At 43.5% G+C, this 17,338-nt stretch carries 14 protein-coding genes; 1 reads left to right on the forward strand and 13 read right to left on the reverse strand.

The annotated features are described in order from the left end of the window. Positions 1-7 precede the first annotated feature (7 nt). The 12 genes from M472_RS33760 to M472_RS33800 all read right to left on the reverse strand — a co-directional run bounded on the left by M472_RS33760 (position 8) and on the right by M472_RS33800 (position 16,447). On the reverse strand, positions 8-3,517 hold the full coding sequence (locus M472_RS33760; protein ID WP_081643153.1) for a SusC/RagA family TonB-linked outer membrane protein: 3,510 nt from the start codon (positions 3,515-3,517) through the stop codon (positions 8-10). A 20-nt stretch (positions 3,518-3,537) separates the two neighbouring features. Next, a complete protein-coding gene (locus tag M472_RS33765; protein ID WP_021070333.1) occupies positions 3,538-4,602 on the reverse strand; it encodes a FecR family protein in 1,065 nt (354 codons plus the stop codon). Positions 4,603-4,664: 62 nt separating this feature from the next. Beyond that, positions 4,665-5,240, reverse strand: coding sequence for an RNA polymerase sigma-70 factor (locus tag M472_RS33770; RefSeq protein WP_021070334.1), 576 nt, complete (start codon positions 5,238-5,240; stop codon positions 4,665-4,667). A gap of 111 nt (positions 5,241-5,351) precedes the next feature. Beyond that, on the reverse strand, positions 5,352-6,221 hold the full coding sequence (locus tag M472_RS33775) for a HipA domain-containing protein (RefSeq protein ID WP_235049500.1): 870 nt from the start codon (positions 6,219-6,221) through the stop codon (positions 5,352-5,354). A gap of 52 nt (positions 6,222-6,273) precedes the next feature. Beyond that, the gene (locus tag M472_RS33780; RefSeq protein WP_021070336.1) at positions 6,274-6,609 is read right to left on the reverse strand and encodes a HipA N-terminal domain-containing protein; all 336 of its coding nucleotides are present in this window, start codon (positions 6,607-6,609) and stop codon (positions 6,274-6,276) included. Continuing rightward, entirely contained in the window at positions 6,609-6,812 is a 204-nt protein-coding gene (locus M472_RS0122710; RefSeq protein WP_031301664.1) for a type II toxin-antitoxin system Y4mF family antitoxin, read from the reverse strand. The genes M472_RS33780 and M472_RS0122710 overlap by 1 nt, the downstream gene beginning before the upstream one ends. Before the next feature lie 282 nt (positions 6,813-7,094). Then, complete coding sequence (locus M472_RS33785) at positions 7,095-8,291, reverse strand: AhpC/TSA family protein (protein ID WP_021070338.1); 1,197 nt, start codon at positions 8,289-8,291, stop codon at positions 7,095-7,097. Between the two features lie 28 nt (positions 8,292-8,319). Then, entirely contained in the window at positions 8,320-9,792 is a 1,473-nt protein-coding gene (locus tag M472_RS33790) for a RagB/SusD family nutrient uptake outer membrane protein (protein ID WP_021070339.1), read from the reverse strand. An 11-nt stretch (positions 9,793-9,803) separates the two neighbouring features. Beyond that, positions 9,804-13,226 carry a SusC/RagA family TonB-linked outer membrane protein gene (locus M472_RS33795; RefSeq protein ID WP_158499903.1) on the reverse strand — a complete coding sequence of 1,141 codons (3,423 nt, stop codon included), beginning with the start codon at positions 13,224-13,226 and terminating at the stop codon, positions 9,804-9,806. Between the two features lie 178 nt (positions 13,227-13,404). Then, positions 13,405-14,646 (reverse strand): FecR family protein, encoded by a 1,242-nt coding sequence (locus tag M472_RS0122715; protein WP_021070341.1) that lies wholly within the window; start codon positions 14,644-14,646, stop codon positions 13,405-13,407. Between the two features lie 76 nt (positions 14,647-14,722). After that, positions 14,723-15,358: an RNA polymerase sigma factor gene (locus M472_RS0122720; RefSeq protein ID WP_021070342.1), complete on the reverse strand. Its 636-nt coding sequence runs from the start codon at positions 15,356-15,358 to the stop codon at positions 14,723-14,725. A gap of 180 nt (positions 15,359-15,538) precedes the next feature. Beyond that, a complete protein-coding gene (locus M472_RS33800) occupies positions 15,539-16,447 on the reverse strand; it encodes a DUF6268 family outer membrane beta-barrel protein (protein ID WP_021070343.1) in 909 nt (302 codons plus the stop codon). A gap of 207 nt (positions 16,448-16,654) precedes the next feature. Here M472_RS33800 and M472_RS33805 point away from each other — a divergent pair, with 207 nt between their 5' ends. After that, on the forward strand, positions 16,655-17,164 hold the full coding sequence (locus tag M472_RS33805; RefSeq protein WP_144062704.1) for a hypothetical protein: 510 nt from the start codon (positions 16,655-16,657) through the stop codon (positions 17,162-17,164). Here M472_RS33805 and M472_RS45450 read toward each other — a convergent pair. After that, positions 17,161-17,316: a hypothetical protein gene (locus M472_RS45450; protein ID WP_021070345.1), complete on the reverse strand. Its 156-nt coding sequence runs from the start codon at positions 17,314-17,316 to the stop codon at positions 17,161-17,163. The genes M472_RS33805 and M472_RS45450 overlap by 4 nt on opposite strands. Positions 17,317-17,338: the final 22 nt, after the last annotated feature.

The following is a 17,338-nucleotide window of genomic DNA, read 5'->3' on the forward strand; positions in this document are numbered from 1 at the left end:
TGTAGAATTAAAACGTAAGATTAAGTGTAAAACTGTATGATGGCAAAACAGGAATATTTGCAGTCGGTGATTCGGGATCCAGGTTATGCCATTCTTTGGTCGTCCACGTACGGAGATTATTGGCCTGGAGTCTCAACATAAGGCCTTGTACACGGTAGCGTTTCAGCCATTCGGACGGCACCTGATAACCAACTGAAAGGTTGCGTAAGCGTAAAAAATCAGTCTTCGCTACACGGACATCACTCTGATCATAGTATCGTTGGAACGACATCGCAGTGCGATCATCAAACAACGCAGGGATATTGGTATTCGCCTCATCTCCGGGTTGCTTCCAACGATTGTTAACTTCTGTGGTTACATTTTCGATCGGATTGAAAACGGACAGTATCTGTCTATATAAGGCAGGTAATCTATCATATCCACCTAACGCGAAGGATAGGCCTACAGTCGCCTGAAATCCTTTGTAGGAGACCCTACTATCGAACCCGCCTACAACATCGGGGTTAAAATTGCCACTCTTTACAAGTTCTGCCGATTTAGGATCTATTTTAAACACTTTATCGCCGTTCTTGTCCATAAACAAAGGATAGCCATTTTCCGGACTTAAACCTGTCATCTGGTAGGAGTAAAAGGTACCAACAGATGTACCTGCTGTAGTAATGTTTCCTGATAACATTTCTTGCACGATCTGATCGGTCTCGGCTTCAGGGATCTGTGATTCGAGAATTGTATTGATATTGCGGGCAGCATTCATCGTTACATTCCAATTCCAATCTTTCTTTTTGATCAAGTCTAGACTTACTGACCCTTCAATTCCTTTATTCTCCATGACACCAGAATTGATCCTCACATAGGAACGTCCAGTAGCCTGAGATACCTGTTTGCTGATAATCAGATCTACACCGCGCTTATTATAGTATTCAAATGTACCGGATAGGCGCCCCTGCAATAGTCCAAATTCTAAGGCTGCATTAATCGACTTGGTCTTTTCCCAACGGAGATCGGGATTCGGGAGACGGTATACGTTGGAGTATTTCAACTTACTGATATCATCTCGCCCAGCATAACGCATGATAAGCTCGGGCGATGAGTCATCGTGAATATTTCCTTGGATACCGTAAGAACTACGAAGTGCTAAAAACGATAAAATATCATTGTCTGCTAAAAAGCGTTCATTGGAGATGATCCATTTTCCAGCCAAGGACCATACTGGTAAATAACGGTATTTTGGATTCGTTCCTAATTTATTGGCACCGTCCCAACGGATATTACCGTTAAAAATATACCGGGAATCATAAGCGTAGGATCCCGTCATGAACCAAGAGGAGAAACGGGCTTCCTTTTCAGAAATCTTGGGTAACGTGATTCCATAAATCTTACTCAAGAAATCAGCTGTCAAGGTCGGTGTGGTCAATCGCTCTCCGCCTTCATTGTCATAACCATAACCCACGAACGAGTTTCCATTCGCTTTATTGACCCGGATCTCCTGACCACCAAACAAATTGACATTATGCTTCTCTGCAAATGTCATATTGAAATCTAAGGTATTCCTCAACGTCAGATTCGCAGATGTATTGTTTGATACAGCGTACTCTCCTCCATACGGTAGTTTGGAATCCAGTTCATCTTTACTGAAGGGTTCTACCGCACCAAGGTCATAGCCCCTGATACCAGCAATGTAATACGAACGCTCGGTAGCGTAATTTCTTGTCTTGGCACCGCTCATATCATAAGCGACCAAACTCTTGAAACGTAGGTACTTTTTGATTTTCCAATCCACATTGGTCTGTAGACCAAAAGCTTGTACATCTCCTATAGAACCTGTTTCATTCAATTCGTTAAAGACATTGAATGCCAATGGTCTCCCAGATGTCCCTAAATTGTAATATGATAGGCCTCCATTTGCATCATAGGGAGAAAGGGCACGTGAGGTGCTGTAAGCATAATCGTTTGGATTGACTTTGTTAAAACCAAGATTTTTGGACTTGCTACCGTTAAACTTGAAGCTTATTCTTAGATTGTCCGAGACCTCTGTACCTAATTTCAACATCCCCGTAAGGCGGTCGGAATTGGACCCCAGGGCCGATCCTTTACTGTCATTGTACCCTAAGGAGACGTAGTAATCTGTCCGGTCATTGGCGCCTGACAACCCTACAGTGTAGTCTTGGTAAATCGAATTGCGGAACAATAAGTCGTACCAATCGGTATTCATGACCTCAAGGTCTTTGGCTCTTAACACGAATTCTTCCTGTGTCAGCTCTTTGTTATACAATTGCTGCAACAATCCCTCATAACCTACATCCTTGGGCGAATTCATAAAGCGCAACCCCGCATCAGTTATTTCTTTGGAGAGTTGGATACGCTCCTGCGAATTCATCCGATTCAAGCGGCTATAACTGGGACGTTGATTGACGGTGAGCCCTGTGTTAAAGGTAATCTTAGGTTTCCCAACCATACCATTTTTGGTCGTAATGACAATTACACCGTTGGCAGCTTTTACACCGTAGATAGCGGTTGCCGAAGCATCCTTTAATACGTCTATAGAAGCTATATCTTGAGGATTTAGTCCAGCCACGTTGCTACCGATCAAATAGGCTGCATCAGGACTGTTGACATCGGACGCATTGAAAGGCATAGAGCTTTCCTGAATAACGCCATCGATAACCCAAATCGGAGCTTTATTACCATTGATGGTCGATGTACCACGGATCCGAATCTTAGAAGCGGCACTGGGCTCTCCCGATGTGAGCTGTACGCTCATCCCTGGTACCTTTCCTTGGAGCATCTGATCAATAGACAGCGCTCCGGTCACAACTACGTCTTCGGCCTTTATTGAAAATATGGAACTTGCCAGCTCTCTTTTATTCAGTCGCTGATAACCGGTAGTCACGACTTCGTCCAACATATTGGTACTGTTTTCCAATATGACGGTTGTATTCTTTTGCAGATCAGAAGCTCTCATCTCAATCTTCTCGTATCCTATAAAAGAAATCTCGAGTATACTATTTGCTGCAACAGTGAGGCTAAACTCGCCTTGCGCATTGGTCGTAATGACTTTGCCCGATCCTTTAACCAAAATATTAACACCGGCCTGCGGATAAGGAGCTACTCCTTCGCTTTCTTTCAATAAGACCTTTCCAGCAACGGTAATATTTTCCTGCGTCGCTTTGGCTTTGGTAAGGGTGACGGTCTTGTTGACAATGGAATAGTCCACATTCAACTGGGTCGCCAGTTTTGCCAAGGCCTTGTCTATGTTTTCAGCATCCAGGTCTAAATTGATAGACCGACCGTTGGCCAAGATTTTTGAATCATAAATAAAGGAGTAACCAGACTGTTCTTCGATCTGCTGCAAAACAGTCTTGATGTGCTGATTTCGGGCATTCAATTGAATCCGCTGGGCAAAGGTGCTTGCCGATGTAAGGGTGATCATACCTACGGTCAACAAAGTCGTGACTCGGATAGGCAAGAGATCTGCTTTAAGAAAGGTTGATCGCTTTCTAAAACAAGAATTATTCATACGTGTTAAGATATTGGAAGTTAATTATTATTGAATTTGACCTGCATCACGTTATCCTTTAACTGATACTGGGCTTGGGTTAGATTTCCTAAGATCAATTGTAAATCTTTGAGCTCGGTACCACGAGGGATCTTTCCGGAAATCATCAAATCCGGAATTCGGTTTTTGAACACTATTTTAAGGCCATACCACCGTCCCAGTTGCTGTAATACCTCTTCGACCTGCTCGTTGTCAAACTCAAAATTGAGTTGACGCCAACCTATATTAGGAATGACTTCTTCGGACTTGACAGCAATATTTCCGGCCGTATTGTACGCTATATCATTAGGTTTTAAGACCTCTGCAGCATCGCCACTCTGTAAACGTATACTGCCCTCGATCAATGAGGTGACTATCTGTTTTTGATTCGGATAAGCTTTAATATTGAACTTGGTACCCAGAACCTCGACTCTCTGCCCCTTGGATGCGACAATAAAGTTGCGTCCTGCAATCTTGCTCACGTCGAAAAAGGCTTCTCCTTCGAGGTAGACAACCCGATTCTGACCTGTTCTAAAATCGTCCGCAAGGTGTATTTTCGTACCGGCATTTAAAGAGACCTTGGAGCCATCAGGTAGCTGAATTTTAATAAACTGAGCCTCGCCCGTAGATATATCGCCTATTTTGTCCCCATTATCCAATTCCTTTAAATTGACGTATTTGGAGGTATCCAGGAAATCGGCGACTGATGTATTGATGGTTACATGATCAAATGCGTCGCCCCCGAGTTTCACAGCGCTTGATAGCTCTAATGGTTTGTCATTGGTGCTGCTGTAATAAAAGAACGCGAAAGACGATGCTGCTACAATGGCGAATGCAGCTGCAATACGGACAAAGCGTCTGCTGTCCCAACGACGCACTTTACGCTTACCTTCGATCTTGTCCCATATCGACTGATGTAATGTATTGACATCTCCCAGCGCATCTACGTTGGTCTGTGTATCATCCCAACTCCGATACCACTGTAGAAACAACGATTTTTCGTCTTCTGTAGCAGTCCCAGCATTTATCTTCGCTAAGATTTTTTTTATTTCTTCATCTTTTAGCATACAGTCATGGTTTGTTGTATATAGATATGTACAACAACTCGGGAAGTACGCACGACTGTTTTTTAAAAAATCACAAAAAAATTAAGATTATTTATAAACTTTCGCAATACTTTCAACGCTTTGCTTAATTGATTCTCAACCGTACGAGGTGAAATATTCAATTTTTCAGCGATCTCACGGCTGTTTAGGTTTTCATTCCTAGAGTAGTTAAATATAATTTTGGTCTTTTCGGGAAGACGATCAACTTCTGCCTGCAACAGATCTTTTAGGAATTTGGCTTCCAGTACTTCGTCCAGGTCAAGGTCTTCGACCCGATCCAATACACCAAAACTGCTGGAATCCAACAGATCATAACGGGCGGATTTATGGTATTCTTTGATAACAGCAAATTTACAGGCCTGATATAGATAGGATTCAATATTTTGGATGGAGCTCAATTCTCTGTGGTTCCACAACGACATAAAGATATCCTGCACAATATCTTGTGCAACATCCATGTTGTGAATCCTATTATGACAGATCACAAAAATCTTATCCCAATAGCGATCATAAAGCTCGCGGAAAGCTTTTTCATCTTTGCTTTGAATTCGTTTTTGTAATTCGATATTACTCAGCGTAATATAGTTGTTATGTTGCATGTTATTCAACTCTCACAAAATTAGCAATTAAAACTCTATTTTTTTAAGTAGCTGACATTAAAACGAAATAGCATGCAACGCACTTGTTAAAGCTGGGAAAAACAAGTTCAGTTATAACAATCCTATCTGTTTCATTTTTTTAATAAAAATCTGAACATATTCCTCCTTATATGCATTTGTCAAAAAACTCATACTTATCCACTCGCTCACTTTTTCTGATTGTTTTGAAAAATCTTTGTAGATATTGTCACGGACAATGGTAGTAATCCCTAAACTAAATGCAAACTGGTCAAAATCTGAACGCTTTATCTTTCGCTTACGACCTCCTAAAGTCAACGCCAAATCTTCTTTGTCTGCTGGATAGATTAGGTTAACGTTCAAGAGATCATAGGCTGGTGAAAAAAAGATCCCCTTATCCTTATGCATTAAGGAAAAGTTTTTTAGATGCATATCATTATTGCCCGTTAAAAAGGAAAACAGCACTAACCTAAAATAGGTAATCACATCTAAACCTGAATGGGTTGCGTACCTCTTGATGATCTTACCTACTCGCTCATAGGAGCTCTTGTATTTCTGTTCCGTGAGCAATTCTGAAAGTTGACACAAATCCTCTACGTGGATTTTTTTCCCATTTAAGCGGTCAAATCGTTTAGTAATGTAAGCCAGGTTTCCGGTGGATGTCCGAATCAACATATGCTCGGCAGTTCTAATCTTAAACAGTGCGGCTAAATGCATCGTTAGATCTTCCACTTCTGGCATAAATGCAAATTCCCTAGATTGAGGCTTCAAAATATAGTCCCCCCATAAGCCAACCAATGTTAATCGCTTATTTCCTTTATTGCCATGTAAGCTTAATGATATTTTTGGCTGTACACCTGTTAAAGCTAGTCGTTCGTGTACGGTAATCTGGGCCAGTTTGTTTAACTTCTCTTGATCTAATTCCAACAAAGGGACTTGGGTTGTTCCAAAGAACTTTCTCAAACATGCAGGATGATATTCCTCTGTTTCAACAGGGCGGTAGCAAAACAAACACTTAGTCACGATCCTCCGCCTCCATCGGATATACAGAAACGGCACCAATTGTATCTCTACATAAATTGATTAATAATTCAAATCGATCACGTGGATTGAGCTTCCAATGCTTCTCGCCTATTTCCAATAACCATCCTTCTGGAATCAAGCCATCAAAAAAAGGGAACAGCACATTGCTATGATAGCTATTCTCTGATAGTGGCAGCGTTAAGCTGATAGATTGTGGATTCTGAGCGTCCAGATATTCTTTGACATACCGAAAAGTATACCCACTGTCAACTTCAAAAAGATAGCCCGCAAGCTGATCTCGAAAATATATTTTTGCTTGCCGTGCCATTATTCTCTAGTTGTATCAATAACACCGACTTCTTTCCCAAATAAACCTAGAACATCATTTACTTTATCTAATCGAAGCGTTGTCTTACCTTGTTCCAGGTCTCGAACAAAACGTAATCCAACACCTGCATTCAAAGCTAAATCTTCCTGAGTCAGCTTTAATTCTTTACGCTTTCGCTTTACAAATAGTCTTATCGAATCCATATCTATACCCTTTCTGATATAAATATACATAAAATAAATAAAACTATACCACATTGGGTATAAAAAAATAAAAAAAACTATAATTATACCCTATAGGGGATAATTAAATATAGAATATTTGGCCATACCGTGTTTTAACTGATAAAACATGTACAGTATAGGCATGGGAATTGCCGTTATAACAGTATTCATAATTTATATTAATAATTGGTTAATTAAAAATCCCTGAAGCTCTCGTTTCCAGGGATTTTTGTAGGTACTGTGAGAGATAGTGCGATTAATCTATTTGCCGAATATCTCTATGAGTTTTTTATCCAGATCGGCGTCGGTATCGGCATCAGCAGCGTACCGTCCGATGATCACGCCTTCGGGATTGACCAGAATCTTGGTCGGCAATGTGCTCGTACCAAAGTGGTCCGAAATAGCATTGCTGCGATCAAACTCGCCGTTCTCGTATTTAAGACCGCGCAGCACATGCTTCCATATCTCGATGCCGTCCTGCTCTACGGCTTTGTGCCATGCCTCGTGATTACGATCGTCGTCGGCTACTCCAATGATCTCGAATCCATCGGCCTTATACTTGTTATACAGTGAAATCAGATGCGGATTGCCTTTGCGACAGGGCACGCACCAACTGGCCCAAAAATCCAACAGTACGTACTGTCCACGAAAATCGGTCAGTGCCAATGGCTTGCCATTGATATCTGTAGAACGAAATTCATAGGCTTTGCTGCCCGGAGAACCGCTTTTGAACTCTTCGATTTCTTTGCTGATCTCCAGACCGTAACTGCTGTTCTGAACCCGATCTGAAAGCCCTCCGTACAATGCCTCCAATTGATCAAGCTTGGAACCGGCTACCATAAAACGCAATAGGTAGGCGCTGACATAGGAGTCGGGATTGGCCTTGATGAAAGCCAGGTCCAATGCCTTTTTGCGGGCATTGAAGGGCTCGAAATTGTCTCGATACGCATAGGTATCTTCCTTCATTTTTTTCACCTTGAGCTCCAGCGCCTGTAACTCTTTAGCAGCCTCTGTATAGGCTTTATGGCGCTTGTCATACTCCTGCAAAACGGCTTCCATCTCCTGTTGTATCGGCTGCTTCGATCTGTCCAGGCTGCTCCATTCGTCCTGTGTTTTGGAACCTTTGACCACAGCTTCTTTGAACTTGCCGCTTTCGAGCCCTATGGACATATTCTTAGGCTCGAGATAGAAACTAAGGAGATTGGGGTCATCAAAGCTACGAATGTCAGGATCTAAATACAGGGTAGCCATTACGGGCTCTCCTACTTTTCCTTTCAGTGTAAACTTGTTGTTCTGAATACGGGCACTGTCCGTGATGCGTGCTCCGTCATTATTATAGCTTAAATAGACGTAAGGCTTGTCCACATTTTTGATTTCTCCCTTGAGCTGGAAGTTCTGTTGAGCATGCAGGCTAAGACCGGCCGATAGTAAGCTTATGGATAACAGGTAAGTTTTCATGTATCTCGTTTTAAATGGCATTTGTTTTTTAATTCGGTTTCAAATTGTTGTTTTCGATAATCTCTTCTTCTGGGATCTGCAGGATGACCTTCCTGTCGGTGGGCTGTACGGTCATCGCTCCCGAACTGCCTGATGTATAGTTGCGGACCATAGGGATACCGTTTCTAAACTCGTCGAAACTGGCATGCCCTTCGAAGGCTAGCTCCAGCTTACGCTGCTTCAATATCTCTTCCTGTAAGGCTGTGGACTGTAAACCGGAAAGTGGCAAGAGCCCTGCACGCTGTCTGATGATATTGACATCGATGAGTGCGTCGCCATCTCGCCTGAGCTTGGAATAGGCTTCTGCCCTATTGAGGTACATCTCGGCCAACCGCAGGTAGCGTAAAGGAGAGATCGAATAGAGAGAGACGTAATTGATCATGTACTTGGAAACGGCTCTATTATCAGCTGGATAACCTGGGGTCACATTGGTAATGTAAAAATGATTACGCAGATCGGCAGGTTCCATCAATGCGAGCAAGTAAGGTGACGGTCGGTACAGGCCTCCGGAATAATTGATCTGTGAAGGCATCGCAAAAAAATTACTGATCAATCCTTGCTTGTAATCGGTATTGACTGCAAAGATATCTTCCTTGTTATGTACATTATTGGTCTTGTAATACTCGGTGTACTCGGTACCTTCTAACAATTTATAACCTCCTTCATCAATGACTTTGGTCGCATATTCTGCCGCCTTTTGATTGTACTCATCTACGGGACTGGCCAGACTGCCTCCCATGTACAAATAGACGCGCGAAAGGAATGCATACGCGCCATACTTGCTGCCATAACTGCTCGTCCGCTTGGCTGTGAACAAGGGCGCTGCGGCTTCTAAATCAGCAATAATCTGCTGATATACCTGCGCGAGGGTAGCCCGCGCGGGAGCAAAGCCTGGCCCGTTATTGTCTTTTAAGATCAACATGACACCCAAAGATTCATTGGGATTCTGGTAATAGGGCTTGCCATATAAACGAACCAGATTAAAGTAGACGTAGGCGCGCAGAAAAAGCGCATCAGCCTTGGCCTGTAAGATCACGGGATTGGTCTCGCTGTCGGAAACATGTTTCAAAATCTTGTTGATATGCAAGATACAGGAATAGCTGGCTCTCCAATAGTCATAGGTGTACGAAAGATCTTTGTTGCCCGAGTTGACGTAGTCGAACACGTCTGTCTTTTTATTGATCTCCGCATCTAATGATTTGATTGTATTGCCCTTGGCCTCGCCAAAAAAGATGATCATATCATTGTACGAAAATGAAGTGGGACTGGCTGCTCCGGATATAAGTGCATAGGTGCCAGTCACGGCTTTGGTATAGCCCTGAGGACTGTCAAACTGGCTCTCTTCGAAAATGACATTGTGCGGTCTAAGCTCATCCAGCTGCTTGTTACAACTGGTACAAAACAGCACTATCACTGTAAATAAGTAAACTGATGGATAGTGTATATATGGATTTATTTTCATAATTGTACAGTTTAAAATGATACTTGAATCCCCATTAAAAAGCGTCTCGGATTGGCAAATCCTGTACCGACACCACCGTAGGTAGACCCTCCGAGTGCAGCGCCTTCTGGATCGGCTCCTACAAAATCCTTGTGCTTGATCACCACTAGATTGTCGCCGCTGACATAGATGCTCGCATTGGATATCTTGATGGTATTGAGAAAATGCTTGGGCAGTGCGTAGGTAAAACGCACGTTACGAAGACGAGCGTGGCTGCCATTGCCATATAAGCGCGAGGAACGGTAGGTCATGGCTGACCAAGCATTGGGATCCGTGCTGAAGACATCTGGATAATTGGCCTCGGTATCTCCAGGGCCGGACCATACGTGCTGATTGTCTCCGAAAGCGACATTGTTACGTCCCAGACGAGGAGCACTAGGTGATTGAAAATTATTGATAAGATTCATCATCAAATAGTTGCCATACTGAAACCACCAGTCAGCACTGAGGGTGAAGGCTTTGTACTGAAAGGTATTGTTGAAACCCCCAAAGAACTTGGGGGTACCGGAACCTACGGTCTGCCAATTGCGGAGATCACTGGTGGTACCTATCCCCTGTACGATGACTTTATTGCCATTGGCGTCAAAATTATAATGCTGTATATTGCCATTATCGGGATTAATACCAGCAAACTCTACCGCCTTGATGACGTTGATATCTTCGCCTATCTTGCGGTAGAAAGAACGGGAATAACTGTCCATCAAAGAGTCTTGGTACAATCTGGTGATCTGGTTCTTGTTGAAACTGATATTGATGCTGCTATGCCAGTTGAAATCCTTGGATTTGACGACGTGTGCATTGACCATCAGCTCCAGTCCTTTGTTGACAGTCTGTCCGATATTCTGATACTGTGAAAGAGATCCCTGAGCTGAAGGTAAAGTAACGACCTGCAATAATCCGTCGCTGCGCTTGTGGTATACATCAAGGCCTATCCCAATTCTTTTGATCAAGGAAAGATCTACGCCCAGATTGGTATTATAGAGTGTCTCCCATGAAATAGTTGGGTTCTCCAACTGCGTAATCTGTGCGCCGAGATTGTCCAATTTTTCGTAACGGAGGTTTTCAGTATAGAAGGTGGTATTGAGGTATCCGTCTCCCAAATCCCGTCCCGAGGTTCCGTAGGAGGCACGCAGCTTAAGGGAATTAATGGCTTTTACGTCTTTGAGGAAGTCTTCGGAAGATAGCATCCAGCCAGCACTGAAGGAATAAAATGTGCCGTAGCGATTGTCCCGTCCAAAATTGGTGGTGGCATCGGTCCGTACAGCAGCAGATGCTAGGTATTTTTGAGCGTAGTTATAATCGGCCTGTCCAAATACTGAAAATGTAGCACGCTCCTGATAGTTCCCTCGGGGGCTATAGGGGTCTTGATAGGCTACGCTGACGGCATCGCCGAATTTTTTCGCTGCACCGGCATTACGTTCCCCCGGCAAAAGGGTGTTCATATTGATAATAGAGGTCTCTGTGGTACGCTTGCCCCACTCCTGCCCGACGAGTGCTGCAATGTGATGCTTGTCGAACCGCTTCCGATAGCTCAACGTATTGGAGGTCAGGTAATCTAAAAACCGGGTATCCGTAATGTCTAATGTACCATTGGGTAACACTTTGCTATTCGCTGTAAAAAGATAGGGATAGCCTCCATACTTGCCCGAGTATGATCGGGGATCAAAATAGGAATTGATATTGGTCCCCATATAATTGATCGAATTGGACGATTGGATACTTAAATCTTTGAGAATGTCGTAACGCAGCCGAATGGTACCCAGGTGATTCTGGACTTTGGTAAGACGGGTATTGTCATACTTGGATTCGGCGAGAAAGTTTTGGGTCCAGGTCGTAAAGGCTGGCCCATAGTTATTGGACTGTCTAACCGGTAGACTGTCCAATAGGTTTCCATTGTTGTCATAGGGCGACATAAAGGGTTGGATCGCATACAACTCGGGAATTCCATTTCTCCTTGATGTCATGTCGCTGATGGAATTGACACTTATGCTCGTATGGAACTTGTCTGAAACCTGGTGGTCGATATTGATACGTACGCTTTTGCGGTCGAATGAATTGTCGTACAGTGCACCGTTTTCTTTGAACCAACCGACCCCAGCGTAGATCTTGGTCTTGTCACTGCCGTGGCGTATACTCAACTCGGTATTATGGAGATTGCCATTACTGTAAATAGCGTCTTCCCAATTAAAATTGTGGTTTCTGTCTTCATCGGTATAGACTCTCCTTTCACGGATGAAATCTGCAACATCGGGAAAGGTGACACGGATAGACGGTGTCTGTTCCCAATACCGGTGCATCTGCTTGTCCATAAAATCAATCAGTTCTGTGGTATTCATAAACCGCAGATCGCGCTTAGGCTGGATAGATCCGTACTGTGCATGCAGTTCGATGGAACTGCGGCCTGCCTGTCCGCGCTTGGTCGTAATGACAATAACACCCTGCGCTGCTCTGGAACCATAAATGGCTGTAGAAGCGGCGTCCTTTAAAATGGTCACATTCTCAATATCGGCAGGATTGGCCGCATCCTGTATCGCCGTATAGTTGGTGATGACACCATCGACAACGATGAGGGGACCAAAGTAGCTGTTGGTGGGGGTAGACATAGAGGACTGTCCGCGCTCGACGACCTGTCCTTTTGCTCCGGACTCTCCTGAGGTCTCCGTAATGTACAAACCTGTGGTCTTGCCTTTGAGCATAGACAGGGCATTGGGAGAGGTAACACTGCTGCGCAGTTCGTCGCCACTGACGGTCTGTACAGAACCGGTAACCTCGGAAGCTGCTTTGGAAACATAACCCATGACGACCAGTTCTTCGAGGTTCTCAGATAGAATTTTCATCTGAAGATCGCCCAAATTGGCGGATGCCCGAACGCGAAGTGGGTAGTAGCCTAACAGGGAAAACTCTATAGTAGCCCCGTCAGTGACTTGATTGATCTGAAAGTGTCCATTATTATCTGTGCTGGTCTTCTTTAGAACCTGCTGCCCATCAGCAAGGACCTTTACCGTGACAGATGCCAGGGGTCTTTTTAAACTGTCTATGATACGACCGCGTACGGTGATACCGTCCTGCTCTTTGTGCTGTACCTCCGATAGCCCCCTCGACTCGGTGATCACGATGACCTTACCGTCTACTTCGTAGTTCAGATCCAGATCCGCAAGGATAGTTTTCACGGCAGACTCTAAAGGCTTTTTCTGAATATCAACGGCTACGGTGGTATTGCTTTTGACCTGCTGAGCGGACCATATAAAATGATAACCCGTCTGTTTGCTTATCTCGCCAAAAGCCTTTTTTAAGGTAATCCTAGGGTGCTTGAGGGTGACCATCTGTGCACTGGTCGTCGCACTGATATGCAAGCAAAACAAGGTGCAGATAAAAGCCGTTAAGGTAATTTTCATAATAAAACTAAGGTTTGGGCGTCGCCACCCATGTACATCTTTAGTATTAATTTTATACATTTGTTTTGGTTAGTTAGGTAAAAAAATGTGTTCTACAAGCGTGTTTTAAAGTCTGATTAACTGTTTTTATCAGGGGCGCGGCAAACGCTCCTGATTCTTGCCGATCAGACTGTCTTTTCTATTTCTGTTTTATTCCATAGGCAGTCGGTTTATTGGGTTTCTTTTTTACGATCACGGTATTGTCTTTTAATTCGAATGATACATCTCCTGCTTTCTCAATAATAGCGAGAAGAGATTTCAGGGTTTCGTAACGCGGTACGGTACCTTCGAAGTTAAGTTGTCTGAGCTCGGGAGAACGATAGCTTACATCTACATTGTACCATCTCGAGACTTGCTCCATTAACTCTTGAAGCGCTACACCAGAAAGATTGAAAACACCGTCCTTCCATAACGTGGAATTATTGCTTTCTATATTTTTCAGTGTTACATCATCGCCATCAATGGTCAATTGCTGAAGAGGCTTTAACAGATATCTGCGCTGGTTGTTGGATGCCGATATGGATACACTGCCTTCTAAAAGTGTCGTTTTTGTGGGTGATCCTACATAGGCGGATACATTGAACGAAGTTCCTAAGACCTGAATGACCTGACGGTCTGACAACACTGTAAAGGGTATGCGCTGTGCTCCTGCCTTTGTATTTTTATACTGATGTGCTACCTCAAAGTAAGCTTCGCCGGAAAGTTCCACTTGACGGATATCCCCGGTAAACTGTAATGGATATTTTAATTCGGATCCGGCATTAAGCCATACCTTGGTGCCATCGGACAGTTGAATCTGATACTGCCCCCCACGTGGAGTGCGAAGACTTAATATTTGTTCTTTTTGATTTTTCAGATGGCTGTCGCCGATAGCACTTCCATTAACGTAGCTTATTCCTTTCTCCCCGATCACGATGCCTGCCTGTTCTTCGCTGAGGTCTACAATGGTACCGTCCGCCAGGGTTAAGACAGCTTGGTCAGTACCTGCACTGACATCTGCTTCTAATGCCATAGTGTCTTTCTGTTGGTGCAGTGTATAGCGATTGTACAGGTATATCCCTACGCTACTTGTTATCAGCAGGATGGCTGCGGCGGCCCATCTGATAACGGCTTTGGAAATTCTTCTGACAGGCTGTTGATGTGTCCGTTTTTTGTGGAACTGATCAAGTGCCTTTGTCGCATCGTATCGTAAAATCGTCTGCAGCTCGTGATTCGAGGCGGTAGGATCAAACTGCTCATCATATAGTCGCTGATAATGTGGACTGGATTGACACCATTGATCAAGGGCCGCCTGCTCGGAGTCGCTTAGATTGCCTTGCATCTTCTTTCGTAGAAGAAGGCGCCCGATCCGTATGGCGTGAATTTCGTTTTTGTGATCCATGGTTATCTAAGCTACTTTGGGTTTATCTATATATACAACAACGCCAAACACTAAAAGAACTAGTCGGATGCAAATTTTATTTTAATCGATCGATAAAATGCAGGGAATTAAGGATAAAAAGCAGGAAATAGCTGTTGTCGGATAACTTGGAACGCAACAGGGCTAAGCCATGCTGCTTATGATTTTTGACGGTATTGATGGAGAGCGACAGTGCGTCTGCAACTTCCTGATTCGAGCCGCCCTCAATATAAGTCTTGATAATGACTTTCTGTGCTTGTGGAGGGAGTTCGGAGATCGCATTGTAAAGCTCAGCCAAAAGCTCGGATCGAGTGACTTCAGACAGATACGTCTCTTCACTGTACTCGCCCTGCTCTTCTAAAAAGAAACTGTCACGTTCTAATCGACGCTTGTTTACTTTGAGGAAATTTATACAGGAATTGCGAATAGATCGATATAATGAGGCTTTGAGATGCTCGTCATCATTGAATAATACGGGTCGATTCCACAGTTTCATAAAGACATCTTCTACGATGTCCTCTGCATCGCCGATGTCTTGGACAAATTTTTCAGCAAAAAGGCACAGGCGGGGATAAAGTACCAAGAAAACTTCATTGAAAGCTTCTTCGTCTCTATCTTGTAAACGTGACAATAGGTTTTTTATGTCTGCTGAGAAAAAGTCCACGCCGTAATCGATTGGGTTTATTTTTCTCAAAACTAAGGAATAAAACCAAATTACTGTAACCTTTTTGTTAACATCATGACAGTGAACACTATTGGCATAAGAATTGTAACTGTATCAGTATTCATAATTTAGGTTAATAATTGGTTAGTTAAGAATCCCTGAAGCTCCCCGCTCTAGGGATTTTTTTTAAAATATTCCAAACGAAGAACATTAAATTTTAAGCTTGAAGCCTGCCGAGGCATAAGGCGAGGTCTGGAAATAATATCCTTTATTGACAAACATGCTTTTTATACTTCTATCCGTCATTTCCGCAGGGCGAAACGCGTTGATGCCTACAGTAATGGGAATGGACAAGTTCTTACCGAGCTTGATCTCTGGGCGCAAGCCTGTGACGATATACAGATGTGAAAATATTTTATCCTTTCCATCCTGCTCCAGCAAGGCCATCTGCCCATTCATTTCGCCTACGACGCTCAGGGAAATATTTTTATGTGCGTCATACTTGACTGACATATCCAATCCATCCATCAGGGCGATATTCACTTTAAAACTTCCACCTGTTCGCCAGTTGAGATAAACGGCAGGAAGCACCATCGGTGCGCCAAAAGAATTGTTAAGTGCCAATCCTGCTCCTAAATCCAGATTAGGCCTGAGGTGATAGATAAAGACCCCACCTGCCATACCCAGGAGATTTTTACGATTCAATAGGGAAAGCTTGGAGCTCGGCATATAGACCCCAGCGCCAACGGTAGCCAACATGGACCAGCGTGGAGAAATGGGGCGCATATGATTTAGACTGATGCCTACATTTAATATTTCATCTATAACCAAGGGCTCGGTAAAGTTTTGATTATCCAGATTGGAATAGACCCCCTGGGCGCCTATGGACCATAGGGTCGGCCGTTGACGCTCATCCAGCCTCATGAACAAAGGAATATTTACCGTAGCTTGATGCACACTAGCAGAACCTTTGCTGTCTCCTACAGGTTGACTCTTCTCCCCTTCCATAAGGCGATAACCTGATTTTCCAAGGTATTCGCTTTTCCATTCCAATTGAACTTGTGCCAATGCACTGACATAGACCAATACGGTATAAATTAACAGTAGACTTTTCTTCATGAGATTGATTGTCGTTTATTCTATGACAACAAGCCATGCTTATACCCTTATAAGAAAAATGACCGCCCTTTATTCGCACAGCGAAAACAAAAGGTCAATTGTACGGAATATTATAAATAGATGGGGCGATCTATTTTAAGGAGTTACATGGCTAATGCTAACGGCACAGTTATTGTATTTTTGATAAAAAATCAACAATCAAAAAGTATGACTAAGAAGATGATATTGGCCTTGTCCTTATTTGCGCTGCTTTTTTCGGGATGTAAAAAAGATGAAGCTACGGGGACGGTAGATACGATGTACATGTCGGTAAAAATCGATGGTATTGAAAAGCAATTTTCGGCGGTGAATGCTCGTTGGGTGGACGGCGGCAACTTTCTGGAAATAACAGGCTCTAACGGGAGTATGGAATGGCTTACCATAACGGTTATGTCAGAAAACACACGTGTATCCAATGGTCGATATTCCTTGGATACTTCGGGGCCTAATATGCTGGGGATATACGCTGTGACAAAGGATAATCAACAACTCAACGTGACAGCCACAGGAGGCACGCATGCCCCTGAAGATGCCTTGAACCTGGAAATCACCAGAATAAACAACTCGTCAGTGGAAGGCTCATTTTCTGGCGCTTTCGTAAGTGTGGAAGGACTTAACACGTTGAAGGTCGTGCCAATAGCCAATGGAAAATTCAAAACGGAGATCAAGGCGAACTAATCAGAAGATGAGATCATCTCCTGTATACTGGAACTCTTCTCCTTATCCATCTCTGTCCTGATGGATAAGGAGAAGAAAAACTTCCTGAAGCTTCCCGCTTCGGAGAGTTTTCTGTGCAGTGGTGGTATCTTGGTACTCCAGAAAGAAAACATGGAATAAATTCCTAAATTTGCA

The organism is Sphingobacterium paucimobilis HER1398 (assembly GCF_000416985.1).
Classification (GTDB): Bacteria; Bacteroidota; Bacteroidia; order Sphingobacteriales; family Sphingobacteriaceae; genus Sphingobacterium; species Sphingobacterium paucimobilis.